21 protein-coding genes are annotated in these 22,404 nt (G+C 71.1%); 14 read left to right on the top strand and 7 right to left on the bottom strand.

Going from position 1 to position 22,404, the window contains the following annotated elements; genetic code table 11:
- Both VIP82_RS22370 and VIP82_RS22365 read left to right on the top strand, forming a co-directional pair.
- On the top strand, positions 1 to 1,144 hold a 1,144-nt coding region (locus VIP82_RS22370), incomplete at its 5' end, for a CDP-alcohol phosphatidyltransferase (protein ID WP_331912737.1).
- Positions 1,145 to 1,167: 23 nt separating this feature from the next.
- Entirely contained in the window at positions 1,168 to 1,662 is a 495-nt protein-coding gene (locus tag VIP82_RS22365) for a GNAT family N-acetyltransferase (RefSeq protein ID WP_331912735.1), read from the top strand.
- A 30-nt stretch (positions 1,663 to 1,692) separates the two neighbouring features.
- Here VIP82_RS22365 and VIP82_RS22360 read toward each other — a convergent pair whose 3' ends face one another.
- On the bottom strand, positions 1,693 to 3,075 hold the full coding sequence (locus tag VIP82_RS22360) for an alpha/beta fold hydrolase (RefSeq protein ID WP_331912733.1): 1,383 nt from the start codon (positions 3,073 to 3,075) through the stop codon (positions 1,693 to 1,695).
- Positions 3,076 to 3,325: 250 nt separating this feature from the next.
- Here VIP82_RS22360 and VIP82_RS22355 point away from each other — a divergent pair, with 250 nt between their 5' ends.
- The 6 genes from VIP82_RS22355 to VIP82_RS22330 all read left to right on the top strand — a co-directional run bounded on the left by VIP82_RS22355 (position 3,326) and on the right by VIP82_RS22330 (position 9,243).
- Positions 3,326 to 5,407 (top strand): heavy metal translocating P-type ATPase, encoded by a 2,082-nt coding sequence (locus VIP82_RS22355; protein WP_414684716.1) that lies wholly within the window; start codon positions 3,326 to 3,328, stop codon positions 5,405 to 5,407.
- 142 nt (positions 5,408 to 5,549) lie between these two features.
- Positions 5,550 to 6,395 carry a DUF2510 domain-containing protein gene (locus VIP82_RS22350; protein ID WP_331912731.1) on the top strand — a complete coding sequence of 282 codons (846 nt, stop codon included), beginning with the start codon at positions 5,550 to 5,552 and terminating at the stop codon, positions 6,393 to 6,395.
- Complete coding sequence (locus VIP82_RS22345) at positions 6,392 to 7,219, top strand: sulfite exporter TauE/SafE family protein (RefSeq protein ID WP_331912729.1); 828 nt, start codon at positions 6,392 to 6,394, stop codon at positions 7,217 to 7,219. Before VIP82_RS22350 ends, VIP82_RS22345 begins: the two co-directional genes overlap by 4 nt.
- Positions 7,220 to 7,228: 9 nt before the next feature.
- Positions 7,229 to 7,678 carry an FAS1-like dehydratase domain-containing protein gene (locus VIP82_RS22340; protein WP_331912727.1) on the top strand — a complete coding sequence of 150 codons (450 nt, stop codon included), beginning with the start codon at positions 7,229 to 7,231 and terminating at the stop codon, positions 7,676 to 7,678.
- Positions 7,675 to 8,103 (top strand): MaoC/PaaZ C-terminal domain-containing protein, encoded by a 429-nt coding sequence (locus VIP82_RS22335; protein ID WP_331912725.1) that lies wholly within the window; start codon positions 7,675 to 7,677, stop codon positions 8,101 to 8,103. The genes VIP82_RS22340 and VIP82_RS22335 overlap by 4 nt, the downstream gene beginning before the upstream one ends.
- A 3-nt stretch (positions 8,104 to 8,106) precedes the next feature.
- Positions 8,107 to 9,243, top strand: a complete 1,137-nt coding sequence (locus VIP82_RS22330; protein WP_331912723.1) for a UDP-N-acetylmuramate dehydrogenase — start codon at positions 8,107 to 8,109, stop codon at positions 9,241 to 9,243.
- Here VIP82_RS22330 and VIP82_RS22325 read toward each other — a convergent pair.
- Both VIP82_RS22325 and VIP82_RS22320 read right to left on the bottom strand, forming a co-directional pair.
- The gene (locus tag VIP82_RS22325; protein ID WP_331912721.1) at positions 9,240 to 9,371 is read right to left on the bottom strand and encodes a hypothetical protein; all 132 of its coding nucleotides are present in this window, start codon (positions 9,369 to 9,371) and stop codon (positions 9,240 to 9,242) included. The genes VIP82_RS22330 and VIP82_RS22325 overlap by 4 nt on opposite strands.
- A gap of 166 nt (positions 9,372 to 9,537) precedes the next feature.
- Positions 9,538 to 10,758, bottom strand: coding sequence for a pyridoxal phosphate-dependent aminotransferase (locus tag VIP82_RS22320; protein ID WP_331912719.1), 1,221 nt, complete (start codon positions 10,756 to 10,758; stop codon positions 9,538 to 9,540).
- A gap of 145 nt (positions 10,759 to 10,903) precedes the next feature.
- Here VIP82_RS22320 and VIP82_RS22315 point away from each other — a divergent pair, with 145 nt between their 5' ends.
- From VIP82_RS22315 to VIP82_RS22295, 5 genes are all read left to right on the top strand, one after another.
- Positions 10,904 to 11,248: a hypothetical protein gene (locus tag VIP82_RS22315; protein WP_331912717.1), complete on the top strand. Its 345-nt coding sequence runs from the start codon at positions 10,904 to 10,906 to the stop codon at positions 11,246 to 11,248.
- Positions 11,249 to 11,389: 141 nt separating this feature from the next.
- On the top strand, positions 11,390 to 12,364 hold the full coding sequence (locus tag VIP82_RS22310; protein WP_331912715.1) for an ABC transporter ATP-binding protein: 975 nt from the start codon (positions 11,390 to 11,392) through the stop codon (positions 12,362 to 12,364).
- Positions 12,361 to 13,224 carry an ABC transporter permease gene (locus tag VIP82_RS22305; protein ID WP_331912713.1) on the top strand — a complete coding sequence of 288 codons (864 nt, stop codon included), beginning with the start codon at positions 12,361 to 12,363 and terminating at the stop codon, positions 13,222 to 13,224. Before VIP82_RS22310 ends, VIP82_RS22305 begins: the two co-directional genes overlap by 4 nt.
- 113 nt (positions 13,225 to 13,337) lie before the next feature.
- Positions 13,338 to 14,540 carry a sensor histidine kinase gene (locus tag VIP82_RS22300; RefSeq protein ID WP_331912711.1) on the top strand — a complete coding sequence of 401 codons (1,203 nt, stop codon included), beginning with the start codon at positions 13,338 to 13,340 and terminating at the stop codon, positions 14,538 to 14,540.
- Entirely contained in the window at positions 14,537 to 15,169 is a 633-nt protein-coding gene (locus VIP82_RS22295) for a response regulator (RefSeq protein ID WP_331912709.1), read from the top strand. The genes VIP82_RS22300 and VIP82_RS22295 overlap by 4 nt, the downstream gene beginning before the upstream one ends.
- Before the next feature lie 95 nt (positions 15,170 to 15,264).
- On the opposite strand, the gene VIP82_RS22290 is transcribed toward VIP82_RS22295, so the two are convergent.
- Both VIP82_RS22290 and aceB read right to left on the bottom strand, forming a co-directional pair.
- Positions 15,265 to 16,860 (bottom strand): isocitrate lyase, encoded by a 1,596-nt coding sequence (locus tag VIP82_RS22290; RefSeq protein WP_331912707.1) that lies wholly within the window; start codon positions 16,858 to 16,860, stop codon positions 15,265 to 15,267.
- A 110-nt stretch (positions 16,861 to 16,970) separates the two neighbouring features.
- Positions 16,971 to 18,611, bottom strand: a complete 1,641-nt coding sequence (aceB, locus tag VIP82_RS22285) for a malate synthase A (protein WP_331912739.1) — start codon at positions 18,609 to 18,611, stop codon at positions 16,971 to 16,973.
- Positions 18,612 to 18,840: 229 nt separating this feature from the next.
- Between aceB and VIP82_RS22280 the strand changes: the two genes are divergently transcribed.
- On the top strand, positions 18,841 to 20,319 hold the full coding sequence (locus VIP82_RS22280) for a helix-turn-helix domain-containing protein (RefSeq protein WP_331912705.1): 1,479 nt from the start codon (positions 18,841 to 18,843) through the stop codon (positions 20,317 to 20,319).
- 147 nt (positions 20,320 to 20,466) lie between these two features.
- Here the strand turns inward: VIP82_RS22280 and VIP82_RS22275 are convergent, their stop codons facing one another.
- Both VIP82_RS22275 and VIP82_RS22270 read right to left on the bottom strand, forming a co-directional pair.
- Positions 20,467 to 21,858: an NAD(P)/FAD-dependent oxidoreductase gene (locus VIP82_RS22275; RefSeq protein ID WP_331912703.1), complete on the bottom strand. Its 1,392-nt coding sequence runs from the start codon at positions 21,856 to 21,858 to the stop codon at positions 20,467 to 20,469.
- A gap of 251 nt (positions 21,859 to 22,109) precedes the next feature.
- On the bottom strand, positions 22,110 to 22,404 hold a 295-nt coding region (locus VIP82_RS22270; protein WP_331912701.1), incomplete at its 5' end, for a PucR family transcriptional regulator.

Here is a 22,404-nt window from a genome sequence, read left to right as displayed (position 1 = left end):
CTGGGTCGCGATCGCCGCGATGGCGCCGCCACTGGGCCTCGCCGAACCGCCTGCGGCGGCGGCATCCGGCGGCGTCATCGGCTCCGCCGTCTCGCGCACCGTCGCCGCGCTCGAGACGAGGGCGGCGGTCGCCCGGGCGATCGCCGACGATCCGTTCGCCGACGTGGACGAGGACGATCTGCTCACGGCGCTGCGCGGCAAGGACGTCGTCTTCGCCTTCATCGAGAGCTACGGCCGGGTCGCGCTGGAGGACGACGAGATCTCGGACGGCGTCGACGAGGTGCTCGGCCGCGGCGAGGAGACCCTGATGGCCGAGGGGTACTCGGCCGAGAGCGCCTGGCTCACCTCGCCCACCTACGGCGGAGCGAGCTGGCTCGCGCATGCGACGCTGCAGACGGGTGTGTGGATCGACTCGCAGACGGTCTACAGCGAAGTGGTGCGCAGCGAGCGGCTGACGCTGACCGCGGCGTTCGCGGCGGCCGGCTGGCGGACGGTCAGCGACGTACCGTCCAACACGCAGGACTGGCCGGTCGGGCGGGAGTTCTACCGCTTCGGCACGCTGCTCGACGCGACGAATGTCGGCTACCGCGGCCCGTCGTTCGGCTATGCGCGGATTCCCGATCAGTACACGTGGAAGCACTTCGCCGATCATCAGCTCGCGGATCCGGGTGATCTGCAGCGACCGGTGATGGCCGAGATCGACCTCGTGTCATCTCACACCCCGTGGGCGCCCCTTCCTGAGTTCGTGCCGTGGTCACAGATCGGCGACGGATCGGTCTACGACGGGCAGCCCGAGCGCAGCCGGCCCGCGAGCGACGTCTGGGAGGCCCCGCAGACCGTCCAGCGCTTCTACGGACTGTCGATCGAGTACGCGCTCGGCGCGATGTTCTCGTTCCTCGAGAACGTCGACGATCCGGATCTCGTCGTGGTCGCACTCGGCGACCACCAGCCCGCTGCGATCGTGAGCGGAGAGGATGCCGATCGCGACGTGCCGATCACCATCATCGCGAAGGACCCGGGCGTCTTCGCGGCGATCGCCGGGTGGGGCTGGGAGCCGGGCCTGCGACCGGGCGCGGGGTCGCCGGTATGGCGGATGGACGCGTTCCGCGACCGCTTCTTCACCGCGTTCGGGACTCCGCACTGAGCCCGGGCTGGGAGGATGGCGGGATGACGTTCATCGTGCGCGTTCCTGAGCTCAGCGAGGCGGCGGAGATCGCCGATCTCCACGTCGTGACGTGGCGCGAGACCTACACGCACCTCCTGCCTGAGGGGTTCTTCGACGAGGAGTACGTGCGAGGTCGCCACCGGTTGTGGCGTCGGCTTCTCGAGAATCCGCGAGAGGAATGGCGCATCCGCGTCGCCGAGCGGGACGGGCGGATCATCGGCCTGGCGACATCCGGGGCCAGCACGGTGACCGAGGGACAGGACGCGCCGCGCGATCGCCAGCTCTACATGCTCTACGTGCTCGCGGCGGAGCACGGCGGGGGAGTCGGGCAGGCGCTGCTCGACGAGGTCGTCGGCGACGAGCCGGCGGTGCTGTGGGTGGCCAAGGAGAACCCCCGGGCGATCGCCTTCTACCGTCGCAACGGCTTCGCGTTCGATGGGGTCGAGGAGGCCGATCCGGGCGTTCCCACGCTCGTCGACGCGCGCATGGTGCGCTGACGGCAAGCACCGCCCGCATGCAGGAGTTCCTCAGCCGGCGAAGTCGGAGTCGTCGGTCCACGCGGCGATGTCGACGCCGTGGTTGTCGGGAGAGGTGAGCGTCCACCACTCGGGAGCGTGGGAGTCGTCGGCCAGACGGCCCCCGGCGGCGAGGGCAGCGGCGACACGGGCATTCACCTGGTCGCGGGGCACCGAGATGTCGATGTGCGTCCGGCCCCGGCCCGACTTCGCCGGCTCGAGGGGATGGAACCACACGTGAGGGTTCCGGCGCAGCGGGTCGATGGCGTCTTCGGCGCCGAGCGGGTCGTACCCGAGCGCGGCGCTCCAGAACGGCCGCACGTGGGCATCGGGGCCCTGTGCGACGGCGATGCCGACGACGGTGAGCGCGGACGGGTCGGGCTCGAGACCGAGTTCGCGGGCGGCGCGCGAGACCGCGGCCGCGAGCTCGGCGTCCGCTCTGCTCAAGGCGCCGTCGCGGCGACTGAACGTCTTGACGAACACCCCTTCGGGACGCAGATCGACGTCGGGGTAGTGATCGAGCGCCTCGGCGATCGGGACGATCGCGGCGACCAAGCGGGCGCCCTGTGCGAGCGAGTCGGCCCGGAAGAACGCGTGCGCACCCCAGTACAGGACGCGCCAGTCCTCCACCCCTTCGGAAGCGTGGAAGGCGCGTGGGCTGATCGTCTCGAGCTCGGGCTCGATGGTGCCGTCGCCGAGTGGCGGCTGCGCGAGGATGATGCGTGCGAGCTGCTGCGGACGCGTCAGCTGGGGCCAGTGCCCCGTCGGCAGGTCGATGAAGGTGACGTCCTCGAGACTCGTGAACTCCTGTACCGGCGGTGCACCCGCGTCGATCCAGGAGCGCAGGTCGGCGACGCTGTACTCGGTGGCGATCGCCGTCACGGGGATGCTGCGTCGGCGGTCGTCGTGGAGGTGCTGGATGCCGGTGACCACGCGCGCCGGCGAGGGGACCGCGTAGGCGCGGAACGCCGTCATGCCGCCCTCGCCCAGATCGCGCAGGTCGGCCTCGTCGAAGTCGCTCCAGTCGGGAAGCGGAAGATCGGCGCCCACCGGCTCGTACCCCGAGAGGAGCGGCGCGCCGTCGGGCGTCGGGAACCCGCCGATGAGGATCAGGCGGGCCACGCGGCCCGGGCGTGCGTCGGCGGCCGCGTACACGATGCCGGCACCGGCCGAGTGCCCGACCAGCACGACCTCCTCACCCGGCGCGGCGTCGATCGCCGCCACGACGGCCGCGACGTGGTCGTCCAAGGTGATCGCCGAGCGATCGGCGTCCGCCGATTCCATGCCCGGCAGAGTGAGGGCGACCGGTCGGTGACCGGCGCGCTCGAGGGCGGGCGCGACTTCGTACCACGCCCATCCGCCCATCCACAGGCCCGCGACCAGGATGATGTCCACTTCGGCTCCTCTGCGTCATGACAGATGCAGCCAGTGTGGCCCGATCCACCGACATCCGCGACGGGGGAATACGCCGTCGCTGTCCACGATTGACTCTGATACCCCTAGGGGGTATGAAGGAACTCGCACCGATGAGGAGAATGCCGTGACCGATCCGAATCGCGACCGCGACCTGGGCGGCGTCGCGCACGCCGACGAACCGACCACGGGGCACGATGACGCCGCCCACTCCGGGCACGACCACGCCGTGATGGCGCAGGACATCCACGACGCCGGCCATGACCACGCCGCGATGGGCCACGCCGCCCACGACCATGCGGCGATGGATCACGGCGGCCACGCGGGTCACGGCGCGGACCACGTCGCGCGTTTCCGCCGGCTCTTCTGGATCAACCTCGCGCTCGCGGTCCCGGTGGTCGCGTTCTCGGGCATGTTCGCGATGGTGCTCGGCTACACGCTTCCCGACGTGCCGCTCGTGCGCTGGATCTCGCCGGTGCTCGGCACCGTCATGTACCTCTGGGGCGGCTGGCCGTTCCTGACCGGCGCCGTGTCGGAGCTGCGTGCCCGCCGTCCCGGCATGATGCTCCTCATCGCCCTCGCGATCACGGTTGCATTCTTCGCCTCGTGGGGCGCGAGCCTCGGCCTGCTCCACCACGAGCTCGAGTTCTGGTGGGAGCTCGCCCTCCTCATCGTGATCATGCTGCTCGGCCACTGGATCGAGATGCGCTCGCTCGCGCAGACGACATCGGCGCTCGACTCCCTCGCTGCGCTGCTTCCCGACGAGGCGGAGCGCGTCGAGGGCGACCGCATCGTCACGGTGGCCCCTTCCGAGCTGCGCGTCGGCGATGTCGTCGTCGTGCGCCCGGGCGGCAGCGTGCCCGCCGACGGACGCATCGTCGATGGCCGTGCCGACATGGACGAGTCCATGGTGACCGGCGAATCCCGGGCTGTCTCGCGCACCGCGGGGGACCAGGTCACCGCCGGCACCGTCGCCACCGACTCCGGACTCCGGATCGCGGTCACGGCGACCGGCGACGACACCGCGCTCGCCGGCATCCAGCGGCTCGTCGCCGAAGCGCAGAACTCCACGTCGCGGGCGCAGCGCCTCGCGGACCGTGCGGCCGGCTGGCTGTTCTGGTTCGCCCTCGGCGCGGCCGCGCTCACGGCAGTGGTATGGAGCGCCCTGGGGATGCCGGATGAAGCGGTCGTGCGCACCATCACGGTTCTCGTGATCGCCTGCCCGCACGCCCTGGGGCTTGCGATTCCGCTCGTGGTCTCCATCGCGACCGAGCGCGCCGCCCGCGGCGGGGTGCTCATCAAGGACCGGCTCGCGCTCGAGAGCATGCGCACCATCGGCGCGGTGCTCTTCGACAAGACAGGCACCCTCACCAAGGGCGAGCCGAGCGTCGTGGATGTCGCAGCCGTGGCCGACATCGACGCCGACGCCGTGCTGGCACTGGCCGCGTCGGCCGAGGCCGAGAGTGAGCACCCGCTTGCGAAGGCCATCGTCCGCGCCGCGCGGGCGCGCGGGCTGGCGCTCGCCGGAGCCACGGGGTTCCAGTCGTCGCCGGCGGTCGGTGTGACCGCGACCGTCGACGGGCAGGTCGTCCGGGTGGGCGGTCCGCGCTTGCTCGAAGAGGTCGGCGCGAACCCGATCGCGGCCGTGGCCGAGTGGCGCGATCAGGGCTCGATCGTCCTCCATGTGGTGCGCGACGGCGAGGTGGTCGGCGGGCTGGCGCTCGCCGACGAGATCCGTCCCGAGTCGCGTGAGGCCGTCGACGCGCTGCAGAAGCTCGGCGTCGAGGTCGTCATGATCACCGGTGATGCCGAATCCGTCGCCCGCTCCGTCGCCGAAGCCCTCGGCATCCGTCGCGTGTTCGCCGGCGTCCGCCCCGAAGACAAGGAGCGGAAGGTCGCCGAGCTGCAGGAAGAGGGGCTGAAGGTGGCGATGGTGGGCGACGGCGTCAACGACGCGCCGGCGCTGGCCCGAGCCGACGTCGGCATCGCGATCGGCGCCGGCACCGACGTCGCGATCGGATCGGCAGGGGTCATCCTCGCGTCGAGCGACCCGCGTTCGGTGCTGTCGGTCATCGAGCTGTCACGCGCGAGCTACCGCAAGATGACGCAGAACCTGTGGTGGGCGGCCGGGTACAACCTCATCTCGGTGCCGCTCGCGGCCGGTGTCCTGGCGCCCGTCGGCTTCGTGCTGCCGATGTCGGTCGGTGCGATCCTGATGTCGCTGTCGACCGTCGTCGTGGCCCTCAACGCCCAGCTCCTGCGGCGGCTCGACCTCCGACCCGAGCGCAGCGCGCGCGCCGTGCTCGAGCGCTGATCCGCGGCGTTCCCACCCCGCCTCCCCGCAGCGCCGGCGCGCTGCGGGGAGGTCGCGTGCGGCGGTAGCTGCACGGGCTGGCCGCGTCGGCCGCGGCATCCGTCGTCCTGGCGCCCTCGCGAGGCGGCGATAGGGTTTGACAATGACGACGACTCCTCCCGGCTGGTACGACGACGGTCACGGCGCACTGCGCTGGTGGGACGGGCAGCAGTGGACGGAGCACGTCGCCCAGCCCGACGCCGAGTCGTCGCCGGCCCCGACCGAGGCCGAGATCGTCGCCGGCCGGCTCGGGTTCGAGCACGAGACGGCGCCGGCCGTCGAGTCCGCGGCACCCGCTCAGGCCGACCCCTTCGCACAGCCCGGCCCGACCGGGCAGCCGGGACTGTCCGCGCAGCCGGGTTACGCCGCCGCCCCGTACACCGCCGACGCCCAGGGCTACCCGCAGGGCGCGTACCCCGGCGCCCCCGCGGGCGGCGCCTTCGCCGCCGCCACCGAGCCGCGCAAGAGCTCGAAGCTGTGGATCGTGTGGGTCGTGCTCGGTGTGGTGCTGCTCGGAATCGTGATCGCCGCGGCCGTGCTGATCCCGCTGCTGATGCTGTCGGCCGCGACGGCGGGGAGCACCGGCGACACCGACGACGAGCGCGCTGCGGTCTCCGCGGTCGAGCTCTACGACGACGCCTGGCAGGACGGCGACTGCGACGCGCTCACCCGCGCGACGACGGAGAACTTCCGCGTCGAGAACGGGTTCACCGACTGCGCCACCTTCGAGGACCAGGCGGCTGCATTCAATGCAGGGCTGGACGATTACGACATCCGGGTGACCGACGTCGAGACGCTCGGCGAAGAGATCGTCGTCACCACCGAGGAGACGTACACCGAGATCAGTGACGGCGACGACGCCGAGTCGACGCAGGGCTCGGCCGTCTATGAGTACACACTGGTCGAATCCGGCGACGCCTGGCTCATCGACAGCGCTGTCCAGGAATGACCTCGTCCGAGACGCCGCGTCCCGCTCACGACACCCGGTTCTTCCTCGCCTGTGCAGGCATCGGTCTGCTCGCGGGGCTGCTTTCCGGTCTGTTCGGCGTGGGCGGCGGCACGGTCATCGTGCCGTTCCTCGTGCTGCTGCTCCGCTTCGACCAGCGCCTCGCCGCCGGCACGTCCCTGGCAGCCATCGTGCCGACGGCGACGGTGGGCGTGATCTCGTACGCGGTGCACGGCTCGGTCGCGTGGATCCCCGCGCTGCTGCTCGCGGCCGGCGCGGTCGTCGGCGCCCAGATCGGCACGTGGCTGCTGCCGCGGCTGTCGCTCACCGTGCTCCGCTGGGCGTTCGTCGGCTTCCTGGCGGCGGTCATCGTGAGCCTCTTCGTCGTGATCCCCTCCCGGGACGCCGAGCTCGTCCTCACCTGGTTCAGCGGAGCGGCGCTGGTGGTGCTGGGCGTGGTGACCGGCATCCTGTCGGGACTCATCGGCGTGGGCGGTGGCATCATCGTCGTCCCGGCGCTGATGGTGCTCTTCGGCACGAGTGATCTGGTCGCCAAGGGCACCTCGCTGCTCATGATGATCCCGACGGCCGTCTCGGGCACTTTCGGCAACGTCCGCCGACGCAACGTCGACCTCGCCGCCGCCGCGGTCGTGGGCATCGCGGCCTGCACCACGACCGCGCTCGGCGCGTGGGCCGCGACCCTCATCGACCCCTTCGTCGGCAACATGCTGTTCGCCGCGTACCTCGCGGTCATCGCGGTCCAGATGGCGCTGCGGGCATGGCGCGGACGCCCCCGCCCGGCCGGCCCGGCGGAAGCCGCTCGGTAGGATGGCCTGGTGCCAGTGAACCCCGAGCTCGTCGGCCGCGACTTCCCGCCGACGACCCCCTACCTCGTGGGTCGCGAGAAGGTGCGCGAGTTCGCGCGTGCCGTCTTCGCCGATGACCCGCAGCACAGCGATCCCGCCGCCGCGCAGGCGCTCGGCTATGCGGATGTCGTCGCGCCGCCGACCTTCGCGATCGTCGTCGCCGAGTCCACGCTGAAGCAGCTGCTCGGCGAGCCGGACTCGGGGATCGTGCTGCAGAACGTGCTGCACGCCGAGCAGAAGTTCCGCTACTCGCGGCCGATCGTCGCCGGCGACGAGTTGACCGCCAGGCTGTCGGTCACCGGCATCCGCGCGATGGGCGCGGCCGCGATGGTGACGAGCGAGTCCGAGATCACGGATGCCGGGGGCGACCACGTCGTGACCGCGACGTCCATCCTGCTCGTGGGGGAGGGTGACCAGTGAGCGCGCTGACAGGCTCAGGGACCGGCGCGCTGACCGTCGGAGACGTCGTCGCCGAGCGCACCGTGCACCTCACCCGGGAGTCGCTCGTGCGCTACGCGGGCGCCTCCGGCGACTTCAACCCGATCCACTACCGCGACGACGTCGCCGCCGCCGTGGGTCTTCCCGGTGTTCTCGCCCACGGCATGCTCACCATGGGCCTCGCCGTCGGCACCATCGAGTCGTGGATCGGCGACACCGGCCGGATCCTCGAGTACGGTGTGCGGTTCACCAAGCCGGTGGTGGTCGCCCCCGAGACCGGCGCCGACGTGACCGTCGTCGCGAAGGTCGGCGCCGTCGACGACGAATCGGCCCGCATCGACCTCACCGTCTCGTTCAACGATGCGACCGTGCTGGTCAAGGCGCAGGTGCGCGTCCGGACCGTCTGACGCATGCCCGAGGTCACCCCCATTCCGCTGTCGCGGCTGACGACCCTGCGCACCGGCGGCGAACCCGCGCGGATGATCGACGCGCCGACGACCGACGAGCTGGTCACCGCACTCCGCGACGTCTGGGCCTCCGGTGACGACTGGCTCGTGCTCGGCGGCGGCTCGAACCTGTTCGTCGGTGACGAGCCGTTCGACGGCACGGTCGTGCGCGTGCTCACCAAGGGCATCGAACGGATGCCGTCCTCGCTCCCCGGACGCGTGCGCCTGCAGGTGCAGGCGGGCCACGACTGGGACGCCCTCGTCGCGTACGCCGTCGAAGCCGGCCTCGGCGGTCTCGAGGCGATGTCGGGGATCCCGGGGACCGTCGGTGCCGCGCCGGTGCAGAACATCGGCGCCTACGGTCAGGAGATCGTGCAGACGCTCACCGAGGTCGAACTCCTCGACGAGTCCACCGGCGAGGTGTCTACCGTACCCGCCGCCGAACTAGGGCTCGGCTTCCGCACCTCGGTGCTCAAGCACCACTACGGCTCGGTGCCCGCCCGCCGTGCGGTGATCCTCTCGGTGACCCTCGACCTCCCCGAGATCGGCCAGGGCGCCCGCCGCATCGGCGGCGACCAGCTGTGCACCGCCCTGCGACTCGGTCCCGACGACGAGGTGACCCTCGCGTGGGTGCGCGACCGCATCCTCGAGACACGCCGCAGCAAGGGCATGGTGCTCGACGCCGACGATCCCGACACCTACAGCGCAGGCTCGTTCTTCCAGAACGCGGTGGTCTCGGCATCCTTCGCGCGCACGCTTCCCGACGCGTGCCCCCGTTGGCCCGTGCACCCCGACCTCGACCCGGTGCTCGTGATCCCGCTCGCGAACTTCGACGGCTACGTGCCGCCGACGGCGACCGTCGAATCCGACGTCAAGGTGAGCGCCGGGTGGCTGATCGAGCACGCCGGCGTGCGTAAGGGATTCAAGCTGCCGCGCTCGCGCGCCGGCCTGTCGACCAAGCACGCGCTGGCGCTCACCAACCGCGGCAGCGCCACCGCCGCCGAGCTCGCCGAGCTCGCCCGCTTCATCCAGGGCCGCGTGCAGTCCGAGTTCGGCCTGGTGCTGCAGCCCGAGCCCGTGCTCCTGAACGTCGAGCTCTAGTCCCTCGACTCGCCGTCGTCCTCTCGGGACCCCTCCTCGAGGCCATCGAGAAGGCTCGAGCGGTGCGCGGGCGCCAGATTCGCCATCGCCGCCGCCAGCTCCGTCAGCATCGTCAGTCGTCGTCCCATGGTCGTCCCTTTCGTGGTCCTCATGAGGGACGACGAACGAACGGGCGTCGGGTCGACGGTTCGTGGCAGATCTTCTGACACGGCTGCCGAGGCTCCGAATCTCGGAGCCTGAACACCGAACGCGGATGCCTCTCACCGAGGCATCCGCGTTCCGTGTCGGCGTCGGCTAGGACGCGAAGAGGCGCTGCAGGCGCTGCACGCCCTCGAGGAGCGCGTCGTCGCCGAGTGCGTAGGAGAGACGCAGGTAGCCCGACGGGCCGAAGGCCTCGCCGGGTACGACGGCGACCTCGGCCTCTTCGAGGATGAGGTCGGCGAGCTCGAGCGAGGTGGTGGGCGTCTTGCCCGCCCACTCGCGACCGAGCAGTCCGCGCACGTCGGGGTAGGCGTAGAACGCGCCCAGCGGGGTGGGCACCTCGACGCCGTCGATCTTCGACAGCTCGGTCACGATCGTGCGGCGACGACGGTCGAAGGCCTGCCGCATCTGCTCGACCTCGTCCTGCGGGCCGGTGAGGGCCGCGAGCGCCGCGCGCTGCGCGATGTTGTTGACGTTCGAGCACAGGTGGGACTGGAGGTTGCCGGCGATCTTGATCGCCGCCTGTGGCCCGACCATCCAGCCGAGACGCCAGCCGGTCATCGCGTAGGTCTTCGCGACGCCGTTGACGAGGATCGTCTGGGCCGCGGCCTCCGGAACCGCCTCCACGATCGAGACGGCACGCGTGCCTTCGTAGACGAGGTTCTGATAGATCTCGTCGGAGATGATCCAGATGCCGTGCTCGACGGCCCACTGGCCGATCGCCGCGGTCTCCTCGGCCGTGTACACCGAGCCGGTCGGGTTCGAGGGCGACACGAACACGAGCGCGGTCGTGCGCTCGGTGCGTGCGGCCTCGAGCTGCTCGACGGTCACCTTGTAGTCCTGGTCGGCACCGGCGAACACCTCGACGGGGATGCCGTCGGCCAGCGCGATCGCCTCGGGGTAGGTGGTCCAGTACGGGGCCGGCAGCAGCACCTCGTCGCCGGGGTTCACCACGGTCTGGAAAGCCTGGTACACGGCCTGCTTGCCGCCGTTGGTGACGATGATCTGCGACGGGTCGACCTCGAGGCCGGAGTCGCGCAGCGTCTTCGCGGCGATCGCCTCGCGGAGCGCGGGAAGGCCCGCGGCCGGGGTGTAGCGGAAGTTCGCCGGGTCGTGCAGCGCCTCGGCGGCGGCATCCACGATGAACTGCGGGGTGGCGAAGTCGGGCTCGCCTGCCGCGTACGAGATGACCGGCCGGCCGGCGGCCTGCAGGGCCTTGGCCTTGGCATCGACCTTGAGGGTCGCGGACTCGGCGATGGCGCTGAGCTTGCGGGAGAGCGTGGGCGTACGGGTGAGCGGTGCGCGTTCTGTCACGCTTCGAGCGTAGTCCGCGTGCGCGTCGCGGTCAGCGGCCAATCGCCCTCGACCGGCCCGTCTTTGTGTGCGATGCCGGGCGGGCGCGACGGAACGTCCGACGGCGGGCTTCCGGGCACCACGGGCGCACGGTACCCTGTGCCTCGTGGACGCCTGGATCTGGGGAGCCGTCGTGCTCGCCATCGTGCTCGTCATCGCGGGCGGGATCGCGTGGTGGCTCGCGCGCGGGTGCATGCTCACGATGATCGGCGCCACCGGTGCGGTCGTCGGCGGCGTGCTGTCGCTCATCGCCCTGGTGATCCTGCTCGACCCCGACGCGGGTCTCCGCGCCGCGGCCGTCATCACGGTGGGATCCGGCGTCTGGCTGCTCGCGTGGGCGCTGGCGGGCGGAATCCGAGGGCAGCGACTGCTGCGCGCCGAGGAGCGGGCGGATGCCGCGGCCGGGGTCGCGCCCGTGGCCGTTCCTGCGACGGCGACCTCGGAGCGCTGAACCGCCGAGCCACGCAGCGGACCCGTCGCGGCGGACTGGTCGCCGCCGGGCGCGGTGGACTTCGGCATCCACCGAATGGGGGATGCCGGTCCCGCAGATGACCGCTGGTCGATGTCTGCCCGCACGGCGAGGCTTGGGAGCATGCAGATTCATGCGGGTGAGGATGCGGTCGCGGTACGGGTGCGCGACCTGCGGAAGACGTACGGCGATCGCGCCGTCGTCGACGGGGTGTCGTTCGACATCGCGCGGGGGGAGACGTTCGCCCTGCTCGGTCCGAACGGGGCGGGCAAGTCCACGACCGTCGAGATCCTGGAGGGCTACCGGCGGCGCACCAGCGGAGAGGTCGAGGTGCTCGGCGTGGACCCCGGCCTCGGTGGGCTCGATCTGAAGGCCCGGCTCGGCATCGTCCTGCAGTCGACCGCGCAGTCGGGGCTCGCGACGGTGCGCGAGCAGCTGCGGCAGTTCGCCGGGTTCTACCCGAACCCGCGCGACGTCGACGAGGTGATCGCGGCGGTCGGCCTTCAGCCACAGGCGAAGACGCGCATCTCGAAGCTGTCGGGCGGCCAGCAGCGGCGCGTCGACGTCGCCCTGGGGATCATCGGCCGGCCCGACCTGCTGTTCCTCGACGAGCCGACGACAGGGTTCGATCCGCACGCACGCCGGGAGTTCTGGGAGCTCATCCGGGGACTGCAGACCGAGGGCACCACCATCCTCCTCACCACCCACTACCTCGACGAGGCCGCACAGCTCGCCGACCGGGTCGCGGTGATCGCGGCCGGCCGCATGCGGGCGATCGGCCCGGTCGCGGGGTTCGGTGGGGAAGCTGCGCGCATGCCGGTCGTGAAATGGGTGGAGGGCGGGATGCCGCGGAACGAGCGCACCGCCGATCCGTTCGCGTTCGCAACGGCGCTCGCCGCGCGCCTCGGCGGCGCTCCGCCCGAGCTCGAGATCGTCCGGCCGAGCCTCGAGGACATCTACCTGGGGCTCGTCGCCGAGGCGGAGGCCGGGCCCACGCGGCCAGAGGCTCCGCGCGACGCGCCAGCGGCGCGTGGAGGGGTCGCGGGGACCGTCGACGGCCCGACGGACACGGTCGCGACGAGGGGAGCAGCACGATGAGCACGGCGACCCGCAGCGTGACGTCGAGTAAGGGGAGTCGGACGCGTCGGCGCGGAATTCTCGCCGTGGGAGTCTGGCGCGCCCGCTTCGAGCTGGTGCAGTACTTCCGCTCGGGCGACACCCTCTTCTTCACCTTCCTCTTCCCGATCTTCATGCTCGGCCTGTTCAGCGTGGCGTTCGGGTCGGATGGCGACGTGCAGCTCGCCCCGAACGTGCCGGCCATCCCGATGGCGCAGCTGTACCTGCCGGGCATGATCGCCGCCGGTCTGCTGCTGTCGGGCTTCCAGAACCTGGCGATGGACATCGCGATCGAGCGCTCCGAGGGCATGCTCAAGCGCCTCGGCGGCACGCCGCTGTCGCCGGTGAGCTACTTCATCGGCAAGATCGGCCAGGTTCTGGTGACGGGTGTGCTGCAGTCGGCGCTGCTGCTGCTGTTCGCCTCGCTCGTGCTCGGCGTGCAGCTTCCGACCGCGCCCGAGAGCTGGGCGACCTTCGCCTGGGTGTTCGTGCTCGGCATCACCACGTCGGCGCTCCTCGGCGTCGCCCTTTCCGCCGTGCCGCGCACGGGCAAGAGCGCGACCGCCGTGGTCGTGCCGATCGCGCTCGCCCTGCAGTTCATCTCGGGCGTCTACCTGACGTTCTCGCAGCTGCCGGAGTGGCTGCAGAACGTGGCCGGGCTGTTCCCGCTCAAGTGGATGGCCCAGGGGATGCGGGCTGTCTTCCTCCCCGACGAGTACGCGGTGCTCGAGCAGAACGGCGAGTGGGATCTCGCCGGTGTCGCGATCGCCCTGACCGTGTGGCTCGTCGTCGGACTCGTGCTCTCGCGCGTCACCTTCCGATGGATCCGCCGCGATGCGTGAGCGGGTCGGCGGCGTGCCGGCTGGCGCACCGCCGCGTAGCCTGACGATGCGCGGCTCGCAGCGGTGAGGCGGGGGCGGGCGGGACCCGTAGGAGGAAGGGAGGGCGGCGAAGCATGCTGAGCGAGCGCCGGTGGGACGCGATCGTGTGCATCGTGGCGGCGGTGATCGCCCTCGCGCTGGTCTTCCTGTTCGCGCCGTCGAGCGCCGCGCGCACGGTGGTCGGTCTCGCGGCGATCGGGCTCTTCGTGGCGGGGTATGCCGCGATCGGCCGCGCCGCCGTCGAACCGCCTCGAGCCGCGTGGCGGTACCCCGCGTTCCTCTCGGTGGCCGCTGTCGCCGTGGGCATCGGCGTGGGAGCGGCGCCGTTCATGGCCATGCTCCAGACGCTCGCGTACCCGCTCGTGTGGGTCATCGGCGACTCCCGACGCCGGGGGATCGGCGGGTCGGTGGTCATCGCCGGCAGCGTGTTCGTCGGCGTGGTCATCGGCTACGGAGCGGACGTCGACTCGGTCCTCGCGGGGGCGACGACCGCCGTGTTCTCGCTGGCCTTCGCGATCGCCATCGGGCTGTGGATCGCCCGCATCGCCGAGTACGGCGAGGAACGCGAGCGCCTGCTGGCCGAGCTGACGGCCGCTCAGGGGCAGGTGGAGGCGCTGAGCCGCGAGCGCGGCGCCTCGGCGGAGCGCGAGCGCCTGGCCCGCGACATCCACGACACGCTCGCGCAGACGCTCGCGGGCCTGGTGATCTTCGCGGAACGGGCGGGTCGGCAGTCGCGTGAGGGACAGACGGATGCTGCGGCCGGAACGATCGCGACCGTCGAGCAGGTCGCGCGCGACGCGCTGGCCGAGGCGCGGGCGCTCGTCGCCCGGACGGCCGCCGTGCCCCGCGAGCCCGCGTTCGCCGCCGCGGTCGAGCGTCTCGTGGAGCGCTTCCGCGCGCAGGGCCGCGCGGCGATCGAGCTCGACACGGCCGGCGTGGCGGCGGAGCTCGATCGCGAGACGCAGGTCGTGCTGCTGCGCTGCCTGCAGGAGGCGCTGTCCAATGCCGCAAAGCACGCCGACGCCGATCTGGTGCGGGTGCGCGTCCGCGTGGAGGCGGACGGCGGTGCCGCTCTCGAGGTCGCCGACGACGGTCGCGGCTTCGAGCCGACAGCGGCGGGGGCGGGGTTCGGCCTCGACGGCATGCGGGAGCGGGTGGCCCTGGCCGGCGGCGCCATCGAGGTCGCTTCGACGGCCGGCCGCGGCACGGCCCTGCGCGTGCACCTTCCGCCGGCACGGCAGAACGCCGTCGACGATGCCACAGGAGGCGCCGCATGATCCGACTGCTCATCGCCGACGACCACCCCGTGGTGCGCGCCGGGCTGTCGGGCCTGCTCTCTGACGAGCCCGGCTTCGAGGTGGTGGCAGAGGCGTCCGACGGTGACGAAGCGGTGCGCCTCGCCGTCGCCACCCGGCCCGATGTGGTCTTGATGGACCTGCGGATGCCGCGCGTCGACGGCGTCGCCGCCACGGCGCGGATCGCCGCGGGCGAGGCGGGCGACCCGCCGCCGCGCGTGCTGATCCTCACCACCTACGAGTCCGACGACCAGATCCTCGCGGCTATCGAGGCGGGGGCCTCGGGGTATCTGCTGAAGGCGGCCCCGCAGGCCGAGATCGTCGCCGGCATCCGCTCGGTCGCGGCCGGGCAGTCGGCGCTCTCGCCGCAGGTCGCCGTGCGCCTGGTGGAGCGGATGCGCCGGCCGGCGCCGGAGACCGTCCTGACCCCTCGCGAACTCGACGTGCTGCGGCTCGTCGCGAGGGGCCACAGCAACAAGCAGATCGCCGTCGCGCTCGGCATCGGCGAATCCACGGTGAAGACGCACCTGCTCAAGATCTTCGAGAAGCTCGGCGTCACCGACCGCACGCGTGCGGCGACGCTGGCGATGGAGCGCGGCCTGCTCGCCTAGCGGATGGACGGACGGATGCCTCGGACCGGCCGGTCCGAGGCATCCGTTCTCCGGGGGATCCGCGCCCGCGGCGGGAGTCCTTCATACCGCGGGACTCAGTTGAACTGGTTCATCGTGTTGTGCTGGCCGCCGGCCTTGAGGGCCGCGTCGCCGGCGAAGTACTCCTTGTGGTTGTCGCCGATGTCGCTGCCGGCCATGTTCTGGTGCTTGACCGTGGCGATGCCCTCGCGGATCTCGCGACGCTGCACGCCCTTCACGTAGGCGAGCATGCCCTCGTCGCCGAAGTAGCCCTTGGCGAGGTCGTCGGTCGACAGGGCCGCGGTGTGGTAGGTCGGGAGCGTGATGAGGTGGTGGAAGATCCCGGCGCGAGCGGAACCCTCACGCTGGAACGTGCGGATCTTCTCGTCGGCCAGCCGCGCCAGCTCGGTGTCGTCGTACTGGACGTTCATCAGGTCGCCGCGCTCGTAGGCAGAGACGTCCTCGCCCTGCTCCGCGAGCAGGTCGTACGCCTGCTGGCGGAAGCTGAGCGTCCAGTTGAACGACGGGCTGTTGTTGTAGACGAGCTTCGCGTTCGGGATCTCCTCGCGGATCGCGTCGACCATGCCCGCGATCTGCTCCACGTGCGGCTTCTCGGTCTCGATCCACAGCAGGTCGGCACCGTTGCGCAGCGACGTGATGCAGTCCAGCACGACGCGCTCCTCACCCGTTCCGGAGCGGAACTGGTACAGGTTGCTAGCGAGACGCTTGGGGCGCAGCAGCCTGCCGTCGCGCTTGATGACGACGTCGCCGTTGCCCAGGTCGCCCTCCACGATCTCTTCGACGTCGAGGAAGGAGTTGTACTGGTCGCCGAGGTCGCCCGGCCGGTGCGTCACCGCGAGCTTCTGAGTGAGGCCGGCGCCGAGCGAGTCGGTGCGGGCGACGATGATGCCGTTGTCGATGCCGAGCTCGAGGAACGCGTAGCGGACCGCAGTGAGCTTCGCGATGAAGTCCTCGTGCGGGACGGTGACCTTGCCGTCCTGGTGGCCGCACTGCTTCTCATCCGACACCTGATTCTCGATCTGGATGGCGCACGCGCCCGCCTCGATCATCTTCTTGGCGAGGAGATAGGTGGCCTCGGGATTGCCGAAGCCGGCGTCGATGTCGGCGATGATCGGCACGACGTGGGTCTCGTAGTTGTCGATCTGCGACTGGACGAACTCGACGGCGGTGTCGTCGCCGGCGCCACGCGCCGTGTCGAGCTGCGTGAAGAGCAGGTCGAGCTCGCGGGCGTCGGCCTGGCGGAGGAAGGTGTAGAGCTCCTCGATGAGGGCCGGCACCGACGTCTTCTCGTGCATCGACTGGTCGGGAAGGGGTCCGAACTCCGAGCGCAGTGCGGCGACCATCCAGCCCGACAGGTAGAGGTAGCGCTTGTTCGTGCTCTTCAGGTGCTTCTTGATCGAGATGAGCTTCTGCTGCCCGATGAAGCCGTGCCACACGCCGAGCGACTGGGTGTAGACCGACGAGTCGGCGTCGTACTCGGCCATGTCGCGGCGCATGATGTCGGCGGTGTACTGGGCGATCTCGAGTCCCGTCCGGAAGCGGTTCTGCGCCCGCATGCGGGCGGCGGACTCGGGGTCGATGGCATCCCAGCTGGAGCCGTGCTGCTCCTTGAGCGCCCGGATGGCTTCGATGTCGTCGTTGTAGGCGGTCATGGTGTGTCCTTTGCGGTAGGTGTGGTCGTGTCCCGAGAGCCGGTCTTCGTGTCCCGATCTCCACCGGCAGAGCGGTCGTGTGCGGTGGAGATCGGGACACGGATGACGCGTCAGTCGGTCTCGATCAGGAAGCGCGAGTAGGCCGGCAGGGTCAGGAACGCGGGGAAGTCCTGACCGAGGGCGACGTCACGGAAGATCTCCGCCGCGTCGTCGAAGCGGTCGCCCTCGCGCCGCTCGACCTCGCCCAGCACCCGTGTGATCAGGCCCTCCACGTACTCGCGGGTGATCGCGGTGCCGTCCTCGGTCGTGCGGTCCTGGTGGATCCACTGCCACACCTGGCTGCGGCTGATCTCGGCGGTCGCGGCATCCTCCATGAGGTTGTCGATCGCCACCGCGCCCAGTCCGCGCAGCCACGCCTCGAGGTAGCGGATCGCCACGGACACGTTCGCGTGCACACCCGCCGAAGTGATCGGACGCCCGATGTGCACGTCGATCAGGTCGGCCGCGATCACGGCAACCTCGGGACGCTGACGGTCGAGCTGGTTCGGGCGATCGCCCAGCACCGCATCGAACTCGGCCCGCGCAACCGGGATCAGGTCGGGATGGGCCACCCACGTGCCGTCGAATCCGTCGCCGGCCTCGCGCTTCTTGTCGGCGGCGACCTTCTCGAAGGCCGTCGCCGTCACCTCGGGGTCGCGACGGTTCGGGATGAACGCGCTCATGCCGCCGATCGCGAAGGCGCCGCGTTTGTGGCACGTCTGCACGAGCAGCTCGGTGTACGAGCGCATGAACGGCACCGTCATCGTGACCTCGCTGCGGTCGGGCAGCACGAACCGTGCGCCCCGGCCGCGGTAGTTCTTGATGATCGAGAAGATGTAGTCCCAGCGGCCGGCGTTGAGGCCCGCGCAGTGATCGCGCAGCTCGAACAGGATCTCCTCCATCTCGAACGCCGCGGGCAGCGTCTCGATGAGCACGGTCGCGCGGATCGTGCCGTGCGGGATCCCGATGTAGCGCTCGCTGAAGGTGAAGACGTCGTCCCACAGCTTCGCCTCTTCGCTCGATTCGAGCTTGGCGATGTAGAAGTACGGCCCGCGGCCGTTCGCGATCAGCCGCTCGGCGTTGTGGAAGAAGTAGAGCCCGAAGTCCACGAGCGAGCCCGACGCGGCCATCGTGCGGCCGGTGCGGTCGGTGAAGCGGATGTGCTGCTCCGGCAGGTGCCATCCGCGGGGGCGCATCACGATCGTCGGCGTCTCTGTCGCGGTGACCTCGTAGCGCTTGCCCTCGGGGCTCGTGAACGCGAGCTCGCCGCGGATCGCGTCGCGCAGACTCAGCTGGCCCTCGATGACGTTCTTCCAGGTGGGGCTGGTGGCGTCCTCCTGGTCGGCGAGCCACACCTTCGCGCCGGAATTGAGCGCGTTGATCGTCATCTTCGGGTCGGTGGGGCCGGTGATCTCGACGCGGCGGTCCTCGAGGCCCGGGCCGGCGCCCGCGACCTGCCACTCGGCATCCTTGCGGATGTGCCGGGTGTCGTCGCGGAACTGCGGGTCGTGGCCGTTGCCGATCTCGAAGCGACGGCGCATGCGGTCGGCGAGCCGGTCGTGCCGGCGGGCGCCGAAGCGCTGGTGCAGCTCGGTGAGGAAGGCGATGGCCTCGGGGGTGAGGATCTCGTCGTACCGGGCGGGCATGCGGCCGGCGATCTCGATCGAGGGCTCGTGGGTCGTGGTGGGGATGGGGCCGGTGCGCGTACGCATGGGGGTGGCGGTTGCAGGTGTCATGTCCCTGTCTTCCTGTGAACGAATGTGCTGGAGGTGGGAGGATGCTCCACCCGGCGTGTGGGCCGGGCCGCGCATCCCGTGATCCGCGTTCTGGATCAACCGTCGGTCTGTCGTGTGACCACTCTGCGGTGAAGTTCGGCCCTCGAACCGACGATTCATGGTGTGAAGTTTTCGAGTATTTCTGCTTTCGTGACAGAATCGGCCCATGACGACGACGTTGACCACCGATCGGCGCGGTGAACTCCCCGACGATGATGAGGTGGACCCGCTCACCATCGGCCGCCGGATCCGGCAGCTGCGCACCGACCGCGGCATGACGCTCGAAGATCTCGCCGCAGCGGTGGAGCGCGCGCCCAGTCAGCTGTCGATGATCGAGAACGGTCGCCGGGAGCCCAAGCTCACGCTGCTCCAGGCGATCGCGCGGGCGCTCGGCTCGTCGATCGACGCGATCCTCGAGTCCGAGCCGCTCGACGAGCGTGCGACGCTCGAGATCTCGCTCGAGCGCGCCATGCGCGGCCAGACGTTCCAGGCGCTCGGCATCCCGCCGTTCCGCATCGGCAAGACGGTGCCCACCGAGGCGCTCAAGGCGATGCTGGCGCTGCAGGGCGAGATCGAGCGGCTGCGCGACGAGCGCGCCGCCACCCCCGAGGAGGCGCGTCGCGCGAATGTGGCGCTGCGCAAGCTCATGCGCACGCAGAACAACTACTTCGCCGAGCTGGAGCAGCAGGCGAGGGCCCTCCTCGACGCCGTCGACCACCCGGGCGGTCCGCTGACCCAGCGCACGGCATCCGATATCGCGGCTCATCTGGGCTTCACGCTGCACTACGTGCCCGACCTGCCGCAGACGACCCGGTCGGTGGCCGACATCAAGAACGGGCGCCTCTACCTGTCGAGCCGCCTCACCACCAAGGGCGATCCGCGCACCGCCGTGCTGCAGGCGCTGTCGAGCCGGATCCTCGGTCACCGCGAGCCCACGTCGTACGCCGACTTCCTGCGCCAGCGCGTGGAGACCAACTACCTCACCGGCGCCCTGCTCATCCCCGAGGCGCACGCGGTGCCGTTCCTGCAGGAGGCCAAGAAGGACCGGTCGATCTCGATCGAAGACCTGCGCGACGCCTATTCGGTCTCGTACGAGACCGCGGCGCACCGCTTCACGAACCTCGCGACCGTGCACCTGGGCCTGCCCGTGCACTTCCTCAAGGTGCACGAGTCGGGAGTCATCACGAAGGTCTACGAGAACGACGACGTCAACTTCCCGACCGACCGCCTGGGCGCGATCGAGGGGCAGATGTGCTGCCGCAAGTGGACCTCGCGCGTCGTCTTCGACGTGGACGACCACTTCAACCCGTACTACCAGTACACCGACACCGGGAACGGCACCTACTGGTGCACCGCTCGCGTGGAGCTGTCGAGCGAGGGGGCGCACTCGGTGAGCGTCGGCGTGCGATTCGACGACACGAAGTGGTTCCTCGGCCGCGACACCCCCAACCGCGGCGTCTCGACCCACTCGGTGGAGGCGTGCTGCCGCCGCGCCCCCGCCGACCTGGAGTCCTCCTGGCGCGAGCACTCCTGGCCGAACGTGCGCACGCCGCGCACCCTGCTGGCGACACTGCCCACGGGAGCCTTCCCCGGCGTCGACACCACCGACGTGTACGAGTTCCTCGAGGCGCACGCCCCCCGCTGATCCGCCCCTTGGTGTCGCCGAGAACAGGCGTTCTGGCGAGCACAGGTGTTCTGGCGAGCACAGGCGACTTCACGGCGTTCGTCCTGTGTTCGCCAGATCACCTGGGTCGGGCGACGGATGCCGAGGCCGCGCGCGGTCGGCGGGGCGTCAGTGGCGGCCGGCGACCCAGTCGGCGACGTGAGCGGGCCAGGCGGTGCGGGCGGAGGAGCCCGACGCCTCGGACCGATCGGCCATGCGGTAGGCGGTGTAGATGGCGTTCACCGCGATCCAGCGGAGCGGCTCGATCTCCCAGCGCCTCGCGCGGTGGCCGACCCACGGCAGGCGGGTGAGGTCGGTGTCGCGCTCCAGCACGAGGTCGGCGAGGGTGCGGCCGACGAGGTTCGTCGCGGTCACGCCGGTGCCGACATAGCCGCCCGCCCAGCCGAGCCCGGTGGAGCGGTCGTGTACCACGGTCGCCGCCCAGTCGCGTGGCACCCCGAGCACGCCGGCCCAGGCGTGGGCGATGGGGGTGGCCGCGGTATCCGGGAAGAAGCCGTGAAGCAGGCGCGCCAGCGAGCGGATCGTGCGCTCCTGCGTCGCGCCGTCGGTGTCGACGCGCGAGCCGTAGCGGTAGGGCACGCCGCGCCCGCCGAAGGCGATGCGGTCGTCGGCGGTGCGCTGCGCGTACATGTACACGTGCGCGAAGTCGCCCAGCGTGTCGCGGCCGTCCCAGCCCACCGCGTCCCAGAAATCCGCCGGCAGGGGGTCGGTCACGATCATCGACGAGTTCATGGGCAGCCACGTGCGGTGATCGCCGCGCAGATCGGCCGTGAAGCCCTCGGTCGCGCGCAGCACCTGGGCGGCCCGGACCGTGCCGCGGTCGGTGACCGCCCGCCCGGCGGAGATCTCGCGCACGTGGGTCTGCTCGTAGATCGTCACGCCCAGCCGCTCGACCGCTTCGGCGAGGCCGCGCACGAGCTTCGCCGGGTGGATGCGCGCGCAGTGCGGGTGCCACACGGCCCCCAGCGCGCCGGCGATCCGGATACGGGATGCCGCGGCCGCGGCATCCCACACCTCCACGTCGGTATGGGGCCAGGACTGCTCGGCCTCCGCGCTCGCCCGAAGGCGCGCGAGCTGCGCCGACGTGCGGGCGACGCCGAACTCGCCGCCCTTGACGATGTCGGCGTCGATGCCCTCGCGGGCCGCGACGGCGATCACCTCGTCGACGGTCTCGTTGAGCGCCCGCTGCTGCGCGATCGCGGCGTTGCGGCCGTGCGTCTCGGCGTAGCGCTCGCGGCCGCCGGTGACGGTGTTCGTGAGCCACCCGCCGTTGCGGCCGGATGCGCCGAACCCGGCGAACCGCTGCTCGAGCACGACCACCCGGAGGTCGGGTTGTTCCCGCTTGAGGTAGTACGCGGTCCACAGGCCGGTGTAGCCGGCCCCCACGATGGCGACGTCGGCGTCGAGGTCGCCCGGCAGCGGGGCGCGGGCGGCGGGCGTGCCGCCGAGGCTGCGCCACCACCACGACACGTCGCCGTTGGGAACGCTGGGCTCGGTCATGCGACCATCCTCCCGCTCCGCCGCCGCCCGACCACGGTGCGATGTGTCGCGAACATCGTCTCAGCCGCGACAGATGTGACGGACCGCGGCGCGTCCCAGCCCGGGCGTGCCGAGTCCAGCCGGCAGCTCGCATCGGACGCCGAGAACGCACGTTCTCGCCGCGAACGCACGCTGTCGACGAGCAGACGTGCGATCTCGGCGAGAACGTGCGCTCTCGACGGCGGGACGAGCGGGCGCGATCCGGCGAGCGCTCAGTCGAGGGCGCGCAGCGCTGCCCACAGCTCGGCGCGGGTCGCGAACGACGCCAGGTCGCGGCCGAGGACGCGCTCGATGAGCGCGAGCCGGGTGCGCACGGTGTGTCGGTGCACGCCGAGCGACTGGGCCGTCGCCTCGTGCGAGCAGTCGGCGTCGAGCCAGACCTGCAGCGTCTCGAGGAGGTGCGTGCCCTGCGCGGCGTCGTGGTCGTACAGCGGCGCCAGCTCGGCCCGCGCGAGCGCCCGCGCGTCGTCGGTGAGCGCCGACAGCACGCCGCCGCGCGAGACCTCG

This window comes from Microbacterium sp. (assembly GCF_036566905.1).
Lineage (GTDB): Bacteria > Actinomycetota > Actinomycetes > Actinomycetales > Microbacteriaceae > Microbacterium.
The sequence above is the reverse complement of the archived record's forward strand: the minus strand, read 5'-3'. Positions and strand labels throughout refer to the sequence as shown.